This window comes from Ahrensia marina (assembly GCF_042140245.1).
Classification (GTDB): Bacteria; Pseudomonadota; Alphaproteobacteria; order Rhizobiales; family MH13; genus MH13.
This window is the reverse complement of record NZ_CP159483.1, coordinates 630746-646541: the sequence shown is the minus strand read 5'-3', so window position 1 is coordinate 646541 and position 15796 is coordinate 630746. Positions and strand designations below refer to the sequence as shown.

Genomic DNA, 15796 nt, shown 5'->3' with positions numbered 1-15796 from the left:
GTTAATAACGTCAAATCGCCGATAGAAACGTTCGGAAATCGAACGTAAAGCTTGGGGCGATTCGATGAAAAAGAATATCTTTGCAACCATAGGTTTTATCACGGCTCCGTTGCTAGCGACAACCGCATATGCAGCCGATCTTGGTGCAGTAGACTACAGTGTAGCACCAGATGTCATAGCTTATGAGGATAGTCTCTGGACCGGTTTCTATGCCGGCTTGCACGGTGGTTTTGGACTTCTGGATACGCAAGGTTCAGACGGCCTTGATGGCGAAAACTATCGGACACCTATCGGCGGTGCTCACGTCGGCTTCAACTATCAGGTTGGCAGTTTCGTATTCGGACTGGAAGCCGATGTCTCGGCAATCAATGTTGATGAAGATCTAGACAACCCTTTTGCCGATGTAAAAGCTGATTGGATTGGATCTGCCAGGGCCCGGGTTGGGTATGCCTTTGACCAAGTGATGTTTTACGCAACCGGTGGTGGCGCTTTGGCTCACGCTGAGGCGATCTCGAACACCAACGGCTCCAGCGACGACAATATTCACAAAGGTTACGTTCTGGGCGCGGGCGTTGAGTTTTTTGTCTCGCAAGACTGGGCAATCGGCGCTGAGTATTTGCGCTATCAACTGGGTGAAGAACCATATCAATTTGCCACCACCAGGGTGCGGTCTCAAGGCAATTTCGATGCCTTCCGGCTGCGGGTGTCCTACGCGTTCTAGCATCATCTAAGCGTGTTCTGTAACCCGACCTTGTTTCGTTACGGCACGGGCGCTTTTCCGCGCTTTGAACGGTCCATCAAGGTGAATGAGGCTTTATCACCGGCTCTTGCTGCGCGTCGTGCGCAGCTTAGCCGTGGGGCCGTCTACCTTGTATCGTTCACTTCTTTCGCTTGCGCTGGCTTCAACAGCCTGTCTGTCTACGCCAGCACTCGCCGCTGATCCCATCACTTACCAACAGGCAGCGCCCCAACAGGGGGCTGCGCAACCGCGTGTCGTTTATGACGAGCCACCACGCTGGACCGGGTTCTACGCTGGTGTGCATGCTGGTCTTGGCTTTGTAGACAGTTGGGACAATGTGGATGGCCTTCTGGAAGACGAGCAAAGCTTCTTGGGCGGTGTGCACGCTGGCGGATCACTGCAAATGAGCAACATTGTACTCGGTGTTGAGGGTGATGCGTCGCTGACCAATTTCACCCGACCACGGGTTCGGGCGACATCATTGGAAATCTCCATGCCCTGGACTGCGTCGGTACGCGGTCGTGTCGGTTACGCGTTTGGACATCTAGTGGTCTACGGAACTGGTGGACTGGCGGTCGCTGGTGTCGAGACCGTCTCGGCAACAGCAAGCGCCACAGATACGCGCTACGGCCATGTGCTCGGTGCAGGCGTCGAGTGGGGTCTCACCCGCCACCTCGCATTGGGTGGCGAGTTTTTGCGCTACGACTTTTCGAAGGAAGATCTCACTCTGGGCGCATCCTTCCAAAGCGAGCACAGCCAGGATGTTCTGCGCGCCAGACTGTCTTTCAGATACTAGCGTTCAAACCTACTTCGCCAGCGCATCCTTCAGCGTGTGCCAACTGGCTTTGGGCGTGCGAGCAAGCGTTTCGAAATCCACATGGACCAGGCCGAAACGCTTCTCGTAGCCCAGTGCCCACTCATAATTGTCCAGTAGCGACCACACGGTGTACCCGCGCACATCAATGCCTTCGGCGAGCGCCTGTTTCACCCGTGCAAGATGCTCTGAAAGATAGCGGATACGCTGCTCGTCTTGCACCGCACCGTCTTTGAGCACGTCGTAGGATGCCAAGCCGTTTTCGGTCACATAAATCGGCAAATCGGTGTAGCTTGCCGTGTGGCGGATGAAGTGCAGCAGACCGTCTGGATAAATCTCCCAATCCATTGCCGTTTTTTCCAGCGGCCCTTCACGCTCTTCTAGGAACGGAAACTGGTCTGAGCCATCCGGCCCAATCAGTTTGCGCGTGTAGTAATTGATCCCAACCCAGTCGAGTGGCTGGGCGATGGTGTCAAAATCATCCTGCCAGCCTTCGGGCATATGCGGGCTTAGGTGCTTCAGCACGTCCTCTGGGTAAGCTTTTCGGAGGATGCCACCGAGGAACCAGCGATTGTAGATACCGTCATAGAGCTGCGCGAGCTCCTTTGACCTTTCGGAGCTATCGGCCGGTTCGGCATATTCATGGTTCATGACAGCGCCAAGCCCTGTCATGCCCAGCGCGCGCATTGCTTGTGTGGCTTTGCCGTGAGCAAGCATAACATGATGCATCACTCGCGCTGCAGCCCGGATATCGCGCAAGCCTGGTGCGTGATGGCCCATAAAGTGGGAGAGCCAAGCAACGCACCACGGTTCATTGATGGGCGCGGTGCGATGCACACGATCACCGATCTTGCCCATGATACAGGTGGCAAAATCAGCAAACCGGTCAGCAATATCGCGATTGCGCCAGCCACCAAGATCAGCCAGCGCAGATGGCAGCTCCCAGTGGTAGAGCGTGGCCATCGGCTTGATGCCGCGCTCCAGCATGCCGTCGACAAGCCGGTCGTAGAAATCAAGACCATCTGGGTTGGGCGTGACCCCATCGGGCATCACCCGCGCCCAGCTGGTTGAAAAGCGATAAGCATCCAGATTTGCGCCAGCAATCAGATCGAGATCATCGGTCCAGCGATGATAATGGTCGCAGGCAACAGCGCCGTTCTCGCCGCGCACCACATTGCCAGGTGTTGCTGCAAACGTGTCCCAATGCGTCTGACCGGCACCACCAAAGCTGTGGCCTTCGATCTGATAGGCGGACGTCGCCGTTGCAAACAGAAAGTCAGCAGGGAAATCAGCGCGGCGATGAGCGAATGTCATGAGCAACCTCACATGCTGGGATGAACGATGTTTGCCGCCCATAGGGCGGGACTGATGGAAACGCAAGAAAAACCAAGTCTATCCCACACTTCCACTTGAAACCGTTTTGGAAATCGGCCTGATCTCGGACAAATGGCATGGATCGAACCGCTTTTGTTTCGCGCAATTGGCTTGACAGAAGCAAGAAGGAGCGGTTGTGTGCGCATATCCGTAGCGGAAGCGCTTTCAGTGATCTTTCGCAGGACGATTTTTAGCCGGTCATCAGAACCGGCCCAAAGGGAGAGACCAATGAAAAAACTGCTTCTGGCAGGCGTAGCCTTGTCCGTAATGGGTGCCACCACAGCGAGCGCGCAAGACCTGCTGTTTGAGCCGGGCACCGGCGATTTTAGCTGGTCGAGCTACGAGACTTTCGCGGCGGCGACGGATTTGTCCGGAGAGCAGGTCACAGTCTTCGGACCATGGCTTGGGCCAGATCAGGAGGCCATTGAATCTGTGCTGGCTTATTTCGCGGCTGCATCCGGTGCTGATGTGCGTTACGTTGGCTCAGACAGCTTCGAGCAGCAGATCATGGTCGACGCCGAAGCCGGTTCTGCTCCGAATGTCGCCGTGTTCCCGCAGCCAGGTCTGGCATCCGACATGGCAGCCCGCGGTTTTCTAACGCCGCTTGGCGAAGACACGGCCTCTTGGATGGCCGAAAACTATGCAGCTGGCCAGTCTTGGGTTGATCTCGGTTCTTATGATGATCCAGACGGCAACAGCAACTTTTACGCCTTTCCCTACAAAGCAGACGTCAAGTCGCTGGTCTGGTATCTGCCGGAGAACTTCGAGGATGCTGGCTACGAAATCCCGACCACGATGGAAGAACTCAAAGAACTCACCGACCAGATTGTCGCTGATGGCGAGACGCCTTGGTGCATCGGTCTGGGTTCAGGTGGTGCCACAGGTTGGCCGGCCACCGACTGGGTAGAAGACATGCTTCTGCGCACCCAGGCACCAGAAGTCTACGATCAGTGGGTCACCAACGAGATACCTTTCAATGACGAGCGTATCGTCGCCGCCATTGAGGAGTTCGGCTATTTCGCCCGCAACGATGACTATGTTGCTGGTGGCGCTGGCGCCGTTGCATCCACCGACTTCCGCGACGCGCCAGGAGGTCTGTTTGACTCTCCACCGCAATGCTACCTGCACAAGCAGGCAAGCTTTATTCCGGCCTTCTTCCCAGAAGGGACTGAAGTGGGTGTTGATGCCGACTTCTTCTATTTCCCGGCCTATGAGTCGCAGGATCTTGGAAGCCCTGTTCTGGGTGCTGGCACCTTGTTTGCCATCACCAACGACAGTCCAGGTGCTCATGCCCTCATCGACTTCCTTCAAACGCCGATCGCCCATGAAGTGTTCATGGCTCAGGAAGGCGGCGGGTTCCTGACGCCGCACACCGGCGTCAACTCTGATGTGTATGTGTCCGACACGCGCCGTGCGCTGGGCGACATTCTGTTGAACGCCACCACCTTCCGGTTTGACGGCTCTGACCTGATGCCAGGCGGCGTCGGTGCTGGATCGTTCTGGACCGGCATGGTGGACTATGCAGGTGGCGATGACGCGGAAGCTGTTGCCGCTGAAATACAGGCATCTTGGGAAGCGCTGCAGTAAGCAACCGCCTCATATGACCAAGCATTAGGACTGCCCGGCGGCATCAACCGTCGCTGGGCAGCCCCCATAAAAACCAAAAACATCGGGGAGGGGGAGCCATGAATCCGGCCATACAGGGTCTGATCACGATCATCGTAGGGGTGGGTGGTTGTGTCGCTTACTTCTATTTCTCCAACCAATTTCTGGACAGAGTCATCTTCCCGGCAACGGGCAAGAATGCGGGGCGCAACATTTCGCGCGCCAACATGGTTCGGCCTTGGTTGTTTCTGTTTCCGGCGATTTTTGCGCTCGGCCTTTACCTCGCCTATCCGGTTGTTGAAACGCTTCGTCTGTCTCTGACAGATCGAGATGCCGGCGGCGCCTTTGTCGGCCTTGCCAACTATCAGCAAATGATGAGCGAGCCGAAATTTTGGGAGGCGTTGACCAACAACTTCCTCTGGCTTCTCGTCGTTCCTGCCTTCTCGACCGCTTTTGGATTGCTGGCAGCGCAGCTGACCGACCGTCTGGCTTGGGGCAACATTGCCAAGTCGCTCATCTTTATGCCGATGGCGATTTCCTTTGTCGGTGCAGCTGTGATCTTCCGCCTCATCTATGTTGCACGCCCCGAAGAGCAGGCGCAGATCGGTGTACTCAACGCCGTTTGGCTGCAGTTCGAAGGCGGCTCAGGCAGCTTCATCATGTTGACGGTCCTGCCAGCGATCATCCTTCTTTGCTTTGCAGGCCTGTGTCTCTACGTGGCCTACATTCTGGTGAAGCCCTATTTTGATGGCGGGAAGACTGGCGGCATCTTAATGCAATTGCTGCGCCTCATCTTCGTGGTCGGCGGTCTCTATTTGGCCTTCCTAGCACTGCGTTCAACGCTCGCCTTGTTCGGGGCGGAGTTGCCCTATGGAGAGCCGCAGCAATGGCTGACCATTCCGTTCTTCAATAACTTCTTCCTAATGATCGTGCTGATCTGGATTCAGACCGGGTTTGCCATGGTCATCCTGTCAGCTGCCCTTCGCGGGATCCCGGAGGAAACCATCGAAGCGGCCATCGTGGATGGTGCAAACCCGTTTGAAGTTTTCTTCAAGATCAAAGTACCGCAGATCATGGGCACCATCGTTGTGGTCTGGACGACCATCACACTGGTTGTCTTGAAAATCTTCGACATCGTGTTTGCCATGACCAACGGTCAGTGGGAGACGCAGGTTCTTGCCAACTACATGTTCGACAAGCTGTTCCGCGCCAATGATTGGGGCGTCGGCTCGGCGAGTGCCATCATCATCATGCTTCTCGTCAGCCCAATCCTTATCTGGAACGTCTACAACGCCCGCAAGGAGATGCGCTGATGGCCGCTATTGCAGGAACCAAGTCAAGCCTCACATGGGCGGTTCAGCTCTCAACGATTGCGCTCGTCCTTTTGTGGATCTTTCCGACGGTCGGGCTGCTTGTTTCGTCCTTCCGCACGGTTGACCAAATCAACAGTTCCGGTTGGTGGGCCTCGCTCACCGCTGCCGAACAGAACGAGGTCTATCGCGCCGCAGACCCTGATGAAAACCGGGTCGCCGATGGCACCATGTTCGTGGTGTCCGGCAACGTGTTCGGCGAAGCGTCAGAAAGCACTGTCAGTGTCTGGGGCACGTCTTCGCGCGCCATTGATGCTTACCAAGCTGGTGACACGGCCGATCTTGGTGACGGCGAGACGATTTCGCTAGAGGCGAACGGTGACTATGTTTGGCAAGGCAATGATGACCAAATTTCTGGCCGCGGCCAACGCCTCTTTGCGACCGTCACCGCCCCGCCCGACTTCACGCTCGACAACTACGAACAGGTCCTCCTGTCCGGTGATAGCACCAACTCGATGGCCAAGGCGTTCTTCAACACGCTGACCGTCACCATTCCAGCCACCATCATTCCCATCGTGGTGGCAGCTTTTGCGGCCTACGCCCTGGCATGGATGGATTTTCCTGGCCGCGCGCTTCTTATCGCGATGGTCGTCGCGCTGCTCGTGGTGCCGCTGCAACTGGCGCTTATTCCGCTGCTGCGCCTCCATCTGGAGATCGGCATCGGCAAGGGATACCTCGGGACGTGGTTAGCCCATACCGGCTTCGGCTTACCGCTCGCGATCTATCTCTTACGCAACTATATGGTCGGCCTGCCCAAGGACATCATTGAGAATGCCAAGGTCGATGGCGCGACAGACTTCCAGATCTTCACCAAGATCATTCTGCCGCTGTCCTTCCCGGCACTCGCCAGCTTCGCCATCTTCCAGTTCCTGTGGACCTGGAACGATCTTCTCGTCGCTAAGGTGTTCCTGATCGATGCGACCGGTGAAACCACGGTGATGACCAATCAGATCGTGGAGTTGCTGGGCACCCGTGGCGGCAATTGGGAAATTCTGGCAACCGCCGCTTTCGTCAGTATCGCCGTCCCGCTTGTGGTGTTCTTTGCGATGCAGAAATACCTCGTACGCGGACTTCTCGCCGGTTCGGTCAAATGATGATCGGCGAGACGTCAAACGCGCGCTCACTGGGCGCGGACGCAACAAAAGATAAGAAAGTTTCAGGGGGAAGAGTATAATGGCATCGCTGCTCCTAAAGGACGTCGCCAAATCCTATGGCAAGGTGGAAGTCCTCAAAAACATCGACCTTGATATCAAGACAGGCGAACTGATCGTCTTTGTTGGGCCGTCAGGTTGCGGCAAGTCCACGCTGCTGCGGATGATCGCGGGTTTGGAAAGCATCACCAGCGGTGATTTCCATATCGATGGTGAGCGCATGAACGAAGTGCCGCCATCCAAGCGCGGCATCGCGATGGTGTTCCAATCCTACGCGCTCTACCCGCACATGACCGTTTACGACAATATGGCGTTTGCGCTGAACCTTGCCAAAATGCCCAAGGATGAAATCGATCAGCGCGTTCAAAAGGCTGCCAACATCTTGCAGCTTGGCGAGTACCTAGAGCGCCTGCCAAAAGCTTTGTCCGGTGGTCAACGCCAGCGTGTTGCGATTGGCCGGTCGATTGTTCGCGACCCAAAGGTCTATCTCTTCGATGAGCCGCTCTCCAACCTCGACGCAGCGCTGCGTGTCGATACCCGTATTGAGATCGCGCAGCTCAAAGAAGACATGCCCAACTCAACCATGATCTACGTGACGCACGATCAGGTTGAAGCCATGACCTTGGCGACACGTATTGTGGTGCTCAACAACGTCACCCACACCATTGGTCAGGTCGGCACACCTCTCGAGCTGTACGAGAAACCCAAGAACACGTTTGTGGCCCAGTTCATTGGTTCGCCAAAAATGAACTTGATGAGCGCAAAAGTGGTCAGTGGCGGCGACAGCACCACGATCAAGCTCGATCATGGTGAGGAGGTTACGCTGCCGATGGCGTCTAAGGATGCTTCGCCGGGCGACAGCGTATCCTTCGGCATTCGTCCTGAGGATTTCGTGGTTGCTGGTGATGGCGACCCCGTCATTTACTCCGGTACAGCGCTCTACACTGAGAAGCTTGGTGAAGTGACGGTGGTTTACTTGAAGCCCGCAGCGCAGGGTGAACCATCCTATATCGCCAAAATTCCTGGCATTGCCCATGTGAAGAAAGGCGAGACGCTGAACCTCACTGGCGCAGCAGATAAGATGCATCTCTTCGACGCCGCTGGTGACAGCTTCCTCTACAAGTAGGCGCCTGGCCGCTTTATCGCGCCACGCTCTGATACACTGTTTGACCAAAGCAAACTTGCGCTAAGCGGCCAGTGGCCCTAATCGGAGCGGGATGAGTTCTTCCGCTCCCAACACGCGCCTCTCGGTAGCCTCCGACGATGGCCAGAAAGTGCTGCAACGGCTGCTTCTGGACACCGGGCGGCAGTATATCGGCCGCTATGCGTTGGCCTTTTTCTTTATGGCGGTGGCGGCAGCTGCGACTGCGCTGACAGCCTACATGATGCGCGACCTCATCAACGAGGTTTTCATCAACCGTTCGCGGGAATGGCTGATCATCATTGGATCAGCTGTGGTGGTGATCTACCTCGCCAAGGGCGCCTCCATGTATTTCCAGATGGTCATCATGGCCAGGATCGGAAACTCTATCGTCGCCAATGTGCAGAACCGCATGTTCAAGCGCCTGCTTGAAGAGGATGTCGGCTTCGTACAAGGCCAGCCATCGGCTGAAATTGCCGCCGTTTTTGCCAACAACGCCAACGCGGCGCGCCAGGTTTTGCACCTAATCGTCACTGGCGCAGGCCGCGATGTGCTCTCTCTTATAGGCCTTTTGATCGTGATGATCATTCAGGACCCGGTTATGTCGCTGTCCATGATCGTGGGGCTGCCGGTGATGGCCTTCCTGATCGAAAAAATGATGGGACGTGTGCGCCGTATCGCCAAGCGTCAAGTCTCGCTAACTGCGGAGATTGGCAACTATGTGCGCGAAACGGCACAAGGGTTTCGCATCGTCAAAGCCTTCCGCATGGAAGACGAGCTGGGCGATCGTATCGGCGACACAATCGATGATCTGCGAAAGACCGCCGACAAGATAGCGATCTATCAGGCCCGTCCTGTGCCGTTGGTTGAGACGATAGGCGGCATCGCAGTGGCGATTGTTATTTTTTACGGCGGCTATCGCGTGATCGAACAGGGCCAGTCGCCTGGCGAGTTCTTTTCCTTCGTAACGGCCTTGCTGCTCGCTTATGAACCCGCCCGCAAGCTGGCAAACCTGCGTGTGCCGCTGGAGGCAGGCTTGGTCGGTGTGCGTATGATGTATGGCTTCCTCGATCGACCGCCATCCAAACGAGAAGCAGGCAGCGGCGAGGCCTTTGTCTTTGATAAAGGCGATATCGCCTTTGAGGATGTGAGTTTTGGATATCACCCAGGTGGTGATGCGGTTCTGCAAGGGCTTAGCTTCACCGCCCCGGCAGGTAAAACCACAGCGCTTGTCGGTGCGTCTGGCGCAGGCAAGTCAACTGTCATGGCGATGGTGCTGCGGTTCTGGGATCCAGATGGCGGGCGCATCCTCGTCGACGACCAGGATCTGACATCCCTTTCAACCGCCTCGCTGCGCGCAACCATGGCCTATGTCGGCCAAGACGCCTATCTGTTCGACGGCACAGTTGCCGACAACATCCGCGCTGGCATAAGCGGTACCAATCAGAGCGATATCGAGGAGGCGGCACGACGGGCCGAAGCGCACACCTTCATCACCGCGCTGCCGCAAGGTTATGAGACGCCCGTGGGTGAGCTTGGGTCGCTGCTATCTGGCGGTCAGCGCCAACGCATCGCCATTGCCCGCGCATTTCTGCGCGATGCTCCTATTCTTTTGCTCGATGAGCCAACATCCGCGTTGGATGCTCATTCTGAAGATGCGATCCAGGCAACTCTGGCGAGGCTGTCAGACGGGCGCACAACACTGGTCATTGCCCACCGCCTGTCCACCGTGCGTGATGCTGACCAGATCATCACCATGGATGGCGGCAGGGCCGTTGAAAAAGGCACCCACGATGAGTTGGTTGCCGAGGGTGGCCTTTATTCCAAACTCTACGAACTTCAGTTTGGCACCGAAAAGCTGACCGCCTAGGAGGTCAGCCTGTCGATGCCGGATCAATCGTAGGTGGCGTAGAATGCATCCAGCGGATCAAGAGCGATCCCCATGCCTTCCAGCTTGCCGCCAAACCCGTGCCCGCCCAATGGGCTGATGGGGCCAAACCCGCCGGTGGCGAAACTGCCGGGCGACGTGCCAAGATTGAAAACACACAAAAGGCGCTCGCCTTCATAGTCTCGGGTAAAGGCGACCACATCGCCTTGTGTATCGTGAAACTTTACTGAGCCGCGGCGCAACGCCATCTGCTCCCGTCGCCAACCCAAGAACCGGCGAACATGACGCAGTGGCATGCGGTCATCAGCTTCTTGAACCGAGACAGCCCGCGCCACATGCTCAGGTGGCACCGGCAACCAAGGCGTGCCTTCAGAGAAGCCACCATTGGCGGCGGCGGGATTCCAAGGCATTGGCGTTCGGCAGCCATCGCGGCCCTTAAACTCTGGCCAAAAGCGAATGCCATAGGGGTCTTTGAGCTTTTCAAAGGGAACAATCGCCTCAGTGAGGCCAAGCTCTTCGCCCTGATAAATGCAGGGCGTGCCTTTCAAGGAGGAAAGCAGGGCAATCAACAAAGGCGCCGCGCGGTCAGCATCTGCGCCCAGTTGCCAGCGCGACAGCACACGCTCCACGTCGTGGTTGGAGAAGGCCCAACTTGCCCAGCTATCACGGTTGTTTTCCATCCGCTCAGCCACCTGGCGAATAAAATCAGCTGAAAAATCGCGATCCAAAAAGTCGAACGAGTAGGCCATGTGCAGGCGTTTGCCAGCCTCGGTATAGTCGGCCAACGTGGAATACATATCGAGCACCGCGCCCACCTCACCAACGGTGGTGGTGGCTGGGTATTCATCCATCAGCGCGCGCAACTGCTCCAAGAACGCCAGATTATCCGGGCGTGTGATGTTGTAGATGGGTTGCTGCAGTCCATACGGGTTCTGCTCGGGAATGCCGTTGACTTTCATGCCAGGCTCAATGGCGGGATTGTCCCGCAACTCGGCGTCATGGAAATACATGTTCACCGTATCCAGGCGGAAACCATCCACACCACGCTCCAACCAGAAGCGTGCGGCATCGAGCACGGCGGCTTGCACAATCGGGTTGTGGAAGTTGAGGTCTGGCTGGCTGGTCAGGAAATTGTGCAGATAATATTGCCGCCGCCGGGAATCCCACTCCCAGGCTGAGCCACCAAAGATCGAGAGCCAATTGTTGGGCGGTGTGCCATCTGGCTTCGCATCAGCCCACACGTACCAATCAGCCTTGGAATTGTTTTGATCCACCCGGCTTTCACGGAACCAGGGATGACGGTCGGAGGTGTGCGAGATCACCAGATCGATGAGCACGCGAATCTCACGGTCGTGCGCGGCGGACAGAAGCGCATCAAAGTCTTCCAGCGAACCGAACATGGGATCGACATTTTTGTAGTCGGCCACGTCGTAGCCATAGTCGTCCATTGGCGAGACGAAGAACGGTGAGATCCAGATCGCATCGACATTCAGGCTCTTGATGTAGTCCAGCCGAGACGTAATGCCCGACAGATCACCAATGCCATCTGCATTCACGTCCAGATAGGAGCGCGGATAAATCTGGTAGATGACACCACCGCGCCACCAATCAGGATCGCCACCAAGCTGACGACGGGTATGGGTGCTGGATGAGAGAGGTGAAACGAACATTGGTTGATCCAATTTGAAGGTATCTGATTGGTACAGCAGAGCGCTGATGTGGCCTTTTGGCGTTGAAACCTGCGTCAAGCTGAACCCCCTGTCAAAGGGTTTCCGGTAGCGCTTCCGAAATGTTCACATAGGCTATTGGTCGAACCCACCCAATCATTGTTACGGACAGTTTGAATCATTCAGAAAACAGGAGGGAAACCCTATCGCCCATTAGGGCAATCTTAACCGTACATGTCAGGCAAATCCTCGCCGAGACAATGGCAGGGTGCCGATCAACCAGTCTGACCGGGACAAGACTTAGATGGTCACCCTTGAAAGCGCATCTCTGGGCTATCAGGCCGCCAACGATACCTTGCATGATGGCAACTCAGTGCATGCTGCGCCGCTCAATCAACCGCTAGTGATCGACCTGGATTTTGGGCTTTTGCAGTCTGGTCGTTTGGTCGAGCTGGCCAAGCGTGAGGCCAGCCGCGGACGCCGCGTGTTGCTGGTAACAGCTTCGCACCGACAGGTTGCCGGTCGCGTGATGAAGCGCTTTGCTTTTGCTAGCGAGGTCTTGGCTCTCAATGGGCTGCACGGCATGAAGGACGCCGCCAAAGCACGGCGTTTGACAGATTTGTTCCCACAAGGGTTTGTTTTTGTTGGCGATCAAGCTTCCGATCTCAACGTTTGGCAAGATGCGCAAAGCGCTGTGGGTGTGAACCTTGACGCCAAAACAGCCATGGCATTGGCTGGTCTGGGCAAGCCAATGCTGCTGCTTAACGACTCCAGCCATCCCACCCGGACACGTACCAATGTGGAGCGGTTGAAGGCATGGGTGAGCAGCGCGCGCTTCCTCGTGCCTCTCTTTTTGATCGGCCTTACCCGTCGGGTCAGGCAGGTCAAGCGCTGACACAACACCTTGCATGCACACTTGATCGTACAGGCCTAAGCACACCCCTAACACGCGCGCATTTGCGCTTGTCCGGCGCATCGGTTAGGGCGGAGCCATGTCTACCTCTGTGGTCGGTTCGGCCCTCTTCCCTGTCATGTTGGTGATTGCGCTTGCCTTCCTCGTTCGGCGTGTCGGCCTCGTGTCCGATACGCATGTCGCGGGGGTGGAGCGCGTGACCTATGTGGTGTTCTTTCCTACGCTCCTGTTCTCCAATCTTTCCACTGCAAGCTTTGATGATCCATCAGTGTGGACGCTGGCCCTGTTGCTTGCCGGCACCCATTTGCTGGTTGGCGCCATCACATGGGTTTTCTACACCCGCTCAAGCCTGGATGGGCCATCGGCGACCAGCGCTTTCCAAGGCGCCAATCGCTTCAACAGTTACATCGTTCTGGCTCTGGCTTTTGCGGTCTATGGCGCGACGGGGGTGCAGCAGATCACCGTGCCGATGGCTCTGATGATCATCACCATCAACATACTGTGCGTCTCCATCCTCGCCCGCTATGGCGCACCAGAGGAAGGGGTTGAAGCACCCTCGCTCGTGCGCGCGTTGGCAACCAACCCCTTGATTCTGGCCTGCGCGGCTGGTCTTGCGGTCAATCCCTTGGGAATCGATTGGCCAGGACCCGTTGACACCGCATTCGGGTGGTTTGGCACGGCCGCCATTGCTTTGGGTCTGTTTGCAGTGGGCGCAGGCCTGCGTCCGATCTCCGGCAAGGGCTCGCTGTTTGCGATTGCCTCTTCGAGCATCATCAAGTTGGTGGCGCTACCAGCGCTTTTTTTGCTGGTGGCTTATCTGGCAGGACTGCCGCGAGACCTGGCCGCGCTTGGGCTTATTGCCACCATCGTGCCGGGTGCAACGTCCTCTTACATCTTGGCGCGGCAGTTGGGCGGCAATGCACCGCTCATGGCTCAAAGCGTGACCGTTGGTACTGTGCTTTCAGCAGCAACGGTCACGCTATGGTTCGTCCTCTGGCCGTACCTGCTTTAGGCCGCCAGCATACTAGGCTGCTTTGTCGAGACCACGCTTGGCAAGCAAAGCATCCACGGTGGGCATGCGCCCACGGAAGGCGGTGTAGAGCGCGGCAGGATCAGTTGCGCCGCCGGCCGAATAGATATGTGTTTTCAGCTTGGCAGCTACATCAGCGTCGAACGGCGAACCAGCCTCTTTGAAGGCGGCAAAGGCATCGGCATCCATCACCTCAGACCAGAGGTAGCTGTAGTAGCCAGAGGCATAGCTGCCACCGGAAAAGATGTGCTGAAAATGCGGTGAACGGTGCCGCATCGTGATCGCACTTGGGATACCGATCCGCTCCAGTGTTTGCGCTTCGGCCGCCAACAGATCGCTTGTCCCGTCAGTGGTACCGTCATGCATGTCGAGGTCAACCATGGCAGAAGCAACATACTCCACCGTCGCAAATCCCTGATCATATTTCGAGGCAGCCGTCAGTCGGTCGATCAAATCATCGGGGATCACCGCGCCAGTCTGTGCATGGCGCGCATGGGTGCGCAGAATGTCAGGCACCATCAGCCAGTGCTCATAAAGCTGCGAGGGCAACTCAACAAAATCGCGCGCCACTGATGTTCCTGCCACCGAAGGATAGGTGACATCAGACAGCATGCCGTGCAGCGCATGACCGAACTCATGAAACAGTGTGCGGACATCATCAAGCGTCAAAAGCGCTGCCTCGCCTTTGGGAGGTTTGGCAAAGTTCATCACGTTGACGATGATCGGACGTACATCCTCACCAAGTTTCCGTTGCCCGCGAAACGCGCTCATCCAGGCGCCCGAGCGCTTAGACATGCGGCCATAATAGTCGCCCAGAAACACGGCCATATGCTCTCCTGAGGGACCAAGCACTTCAAAAGCACGCACGTCAGGATGGTAGACCGGAATGTCATCGCGTTGCTTGAAGGACAGCCCAAAAAGCCTGTTGGCAGTCGCGAAAGCTGCATCGATCATCGCATCCAGCGTGAAATAGGGTTTCACCTCATCATCTGAGATCGCGAACTCCGATTGGCGGCGTTTCTCGCTATAGTGACGCCAATCCCAAGCTTCCAGTTTGATGTTGGCACCTTCGCTGGCAGCCAGAGCTTCCAATTTGGCCTGATCTGCGAGCGCCATCTCACGGGCTGGTGCCCAAACGTCAGTCAGCAGTTTGCGCACAGCCGATGGATCTTTGGCCATCTCATTTTCAAGCTTGTAGTGGGCATAGGTTTCATAGCCTAGAAGCTTCGCCCGTTCCTGGCGCAGCTGAAGCGTCTCTTCGGCGATGGCCCGGTTGTCGGTCTCACCGCCACGCTCTCCGCGTGAGGTCCATTGGCCAAAGGCTGCCTCGCGCAGGTCACGGCGCGTTGATTGAATAAGGAAGGGCTCGATGAGCGAGCGCGACAACGTGATCACCCAGCCTTGCTTGTCACGCTCTTTGGCAGCCTCTGCCGCAGCCGCCACCAGCGAAGGCGCAAGCCCTGCCAGATCGGCTTCGTCCGTTAGGTGCAGTGCTTCGACCTGTTCGTCCGCCAGCACGTTTTGGGAGAACTGGGTGGCGAGCACGGCAAGCCGCTGTCCGATCTCTTTGATCCGCTCTCGGGCGTCACCTTCCAGCAACGCGCCTGCGCGCACAAAGCCCTTGCGGGTAAGATCAAGAACGCGTGCCTGCTCGGAGGTAAGGTCCAGCGTATCCTTGATCGCCCACAACGCTTCGATCCGGGAAAAAAGCCCCTCATGCAGACTGACCGCTTGGCTGTGCTTGGCCATTTTCGGCGCAAGATCACGTTCCAACGCTTGCAGGGCATCGTTCGTGTCTGAGCCCGCCAGGTTGTAAAAAACCGAGGCCGTTTTGGTCAGCAGAGAACCAGCCAGTTCTAGCGCATCGATGGTGTTTTCAAATGTCACCGGATCGGTGTTGGCAGCAATGGTCTCGATCTCTGCCAAATGGCCTTCAAACGCACGATCAAGTGCTGGACCGATATGGTCCGGTGTGATGTCGTTGAAAGGTGGAACCTCAAACGGGGTCTTCCACGTTTGAAGAAACGGATTGCTGGTCATGACGGCCTCGTGGTGCTGAACGTTGTTAGCGATGTGGGCCGCCAGGTGTTTGAAACAAGAGCGT

The 15796-nt window shown here is 56.7% G+C and carries 12 protein-coding genes; 9 read left to right on the top strand and 3 right to left on the bottom strand.

Annotated features, from left to right (window positions below; all coding sequences use genetic code 11):
• Positions 1-64: 64 nt before the first annotated feature.
• Both ABWH92_RS03145 and ABWH92_RS03140 read left to right on the top strand, forming a co-directional pair.
• Positions 65-721, top strand: a complete 657-nt coding sequence (locus ABWH92_RS03145) for an outer membrane protein (RefSeq protein ID WP_375572067.1) — start codon at positions 65-67, stop codon at positions 719-721.
• A gap of 148 nt (positions 722-869) precedes the next feature.
• On the top strand, positions 870-1535 hold the full coding sequence (locus tag ABWH92_RS03140; RefSeq protein WP_375572066.1) for an outer membrane protein: 666 nt from the start codon (positions 870-872) through the stop codon (positions 1533-1535).
• Between the two features lie 9 nt (positions 1536-1544).
• On the opposite strand, the gene ABWH92_RS03135 is transcribed toward ABWH92_RS03140, so the two are convergent.
• The gene (locus ABWH92_RS03135; protein WP_375572064.1) at positions 1545-2867 is read right to left on the bottom strand and encodes a GH1 family beta-glucosidase; all 1323 of its coding nucleotides are present in this window, start codon (positions 2865-2867) and stop codon (positions 1545-1547) included.
• A gap of 288 nt (positions 2868-3155) precedes the next feature.
• Between ABWH92_RS03135 and ABWH92_RS03130 the strand changes: the two genes are divergently transcribed.
• The 5 genes from ABWH92_RS03130 (at position 3156) to ABWH92_RS03110 (ending at position 10064) form a co-directional block, all read left to right on the top strand.
• Positions 3156-4514 (top strand): ABC transporter substrate-binding protein, encoded by a 1359-nt coding sequence (locus ABWH92_RS03130; protein ID WP_375572062.1) that lies wholly within the window; start codon positions 3156-3158, stop codon positions 4512-4514.
• A 98-nt stretch (positions 4515-4612) separates the two neighbouring features.
• On the top strand, positions 4613-5845 hold the full coding sequence (locus ABWH92_RS03125; protein ID WP_375572060.1) for a carbohydrate ABC transporter permease: 1233 nt from the start codon (positions 4613-4615) through the stop codon (positions 5843-5845).
• The gene (locus ABWH92_RS03120; RefSeq protein WP_375572058.1) at positions 5845-6996 is read left to right on the top strand and encodes a carbohydrate ABC transporter permease; all 1152 of its coding nucleotides are present in this window, start codon (positions 5845-5847) and stop codon (positions 6994-6996) included. Before ABWH92_RS03125 ends, ABWH92_RS03120 begins: the two co-directional genes overlap by 1 nt.
• A gap of 79 nt (positions 6997-7075) precedes the next feature.
• Positions 7076-8179 carry an ABC transporter ATP-binding protein gene (locus ABWH92_RS03115; RefSeq protein ID WP_375572056.1) on the top strand — a complete coding sequence of 368 codons (1104 nt, stop codon included), beginning with the start codon at positions 7076-7078 and terminating at the stop codon, positions 8177-8179.
• A gap of 91 nt (positions 8180-8270) precedes the next feature.
• Entirely contained in the window at positions 8271-10064 is a 1794-nt protein-coding gene (locus ABWH92_RS03110; protein ID WP_375572054.1) for an ABC transporter ATP-binding protein, read from the top strand.
• Positions 10065-10087: 23 nt separating this feature from the next.
• On the opposite strand, the gene ABWH92_RS03105 is transcribed toward ABWH92_RS03110, so the two are convergent.
• Positions 10088-11752: an alpha-glucosidase gene (locus ABWH92_RS03105; protein ID WP_375572052.1), complete on the bottom strand. Its 1665-nt coding sequence runs from the start codon at positions 11750-11752 to the stop codon at positions 10088-10090.
• Between the two features lie 301 nt (positions 11753-12053).
• Here ABWH92_RS03105 and ABWH92_RS03100 point away from each other — a divergent pair, with 301 nt between their 5' ends.
• Both ABWH92_RS03100 and ABWH92_RS03095 read left to right on the top strand, forming a co-directional pair.
• Positions 12054-12644 (top strand): hypothetical protein, encoded by a 591-nt coding sequence (locus tag ABWH92_RS03100; protein WP_375572050.1) that lies wholly within the window; start codon positions 12054-12056, stop codon positions 12642-12644.
• A 97-nt stretch (positions 12645-12741) separates the two neighbouring features.
• Entirely contained in the window at positions 12742-13674 is a 933-nt protein-coding gene (locus ABWH92_RS03095) for an AEC family transporter (RefSeq protein ID WP_375572048.1), read from the top strand.
• A 12-nt stretch (positions 13675-13686) separates the two neighbouring features.
• Here the strand turns inward: ABWH92_RS03095 and ABWH92_RS03090 are convergent, their stop codons facing one another.
• Positions 13687-15732, bottom strand: coding sequence for a M3 family metallopeptidase (locus ABWH92_RS03090; protein ID WP_375572046.1), 2046 nt, complete (start codon positions 15730-15732; stop codon positions 13687-13689).
• Positions 15733-15796 lie beyond the last annotated feature (64 nt).

What these genes read in the sequence shown, in the direction of transcription:
- ABWH92_RS03115 (WP_375572056.1), top strand. Translation starts at nt 7,076, where the DNA reads ATGGCATCGCTGCTCCTAAAGGACGTCGCCAAATCCTATGGCAAGGTG.
- ABWH92_RS03090 (WP_375572046.1), bottom strand. Translation starts at nt 15,732, where the DNA reads ATGACCAGCAATCCGTTTCTTCAAACGTGGAAGACCCCGTTTGAGGTT.
- ABWH92_RS03120 (WP_375572058.1), top strand. Translation starts at nt 5,845, where the DNA reads ATGGCCGCTATTGCAGGAACCAAGTCAAGCCTCACATGGGCGGTTCAG.
- ABWH92_RS03135 (WP_375572064.1), bottom strand. Translation starts at nt 2,867, where the DNA reads ATGACATTCGCTCATCGCCGCGCTGATTTCCCTGCTGACTTTCTGTTT.
- ABWH92_RS03105 (WP_375572052.1), bottom strand. Translation starts at nt 11,752, where the DNA reads ATGTTCGTTTCACCTCTCTCATCCAGCACCCATACCCGTCGTCAGCTT.
- ABWH92_RS03145 (WP_375572067.1), top strand. Translation starts at nt 65, where the DNA reads ATGAAAAAGAATATCTTTGCAACCATAGGTTTTATCACGGCTCCGTTG.
- ABWH92_RS03095 (WP_375572048.1), top strand. Translation starts at nt 12,742, where the DNA reads ATGTCTACCTCTGTGGTCGGTTCGGCCCTCTTCCCTGTCATGTTGGTG.
- ABWH92_RS03125 (WP_375572060.1), top strand. Translation starts at nt 4,613, where the DNA reads ATGAATCCGGCCATACAGGGTCTGATCACGATCATCGTAGGGGTGGGT.
- ABWH92_RS03110 (WP_375572054.1), top strand. Translation starts at nt 8,271, where the DNA reads ATGAGTTCTTCCGCTCCCAACACGCGCCTCTCGGTAGCCTCCGACGAT.
- ABWH92_RS03130 (WP_375572062.1), top strand. Translation starts at nt 3,156, where the DNA reads ATGAAAAAACTGCTTCTGGCAGGCGTAGCCTTGTCCGTAATGGGTGCC.
- ABWH92_RS03100 (WP_375572050.1), top strand. Translation starts at nt 12,054, where the DNA reads ATGGTCACCCTTGAAAGCGCATCTCTGGGCTATCAGGCCGCCAACGAT.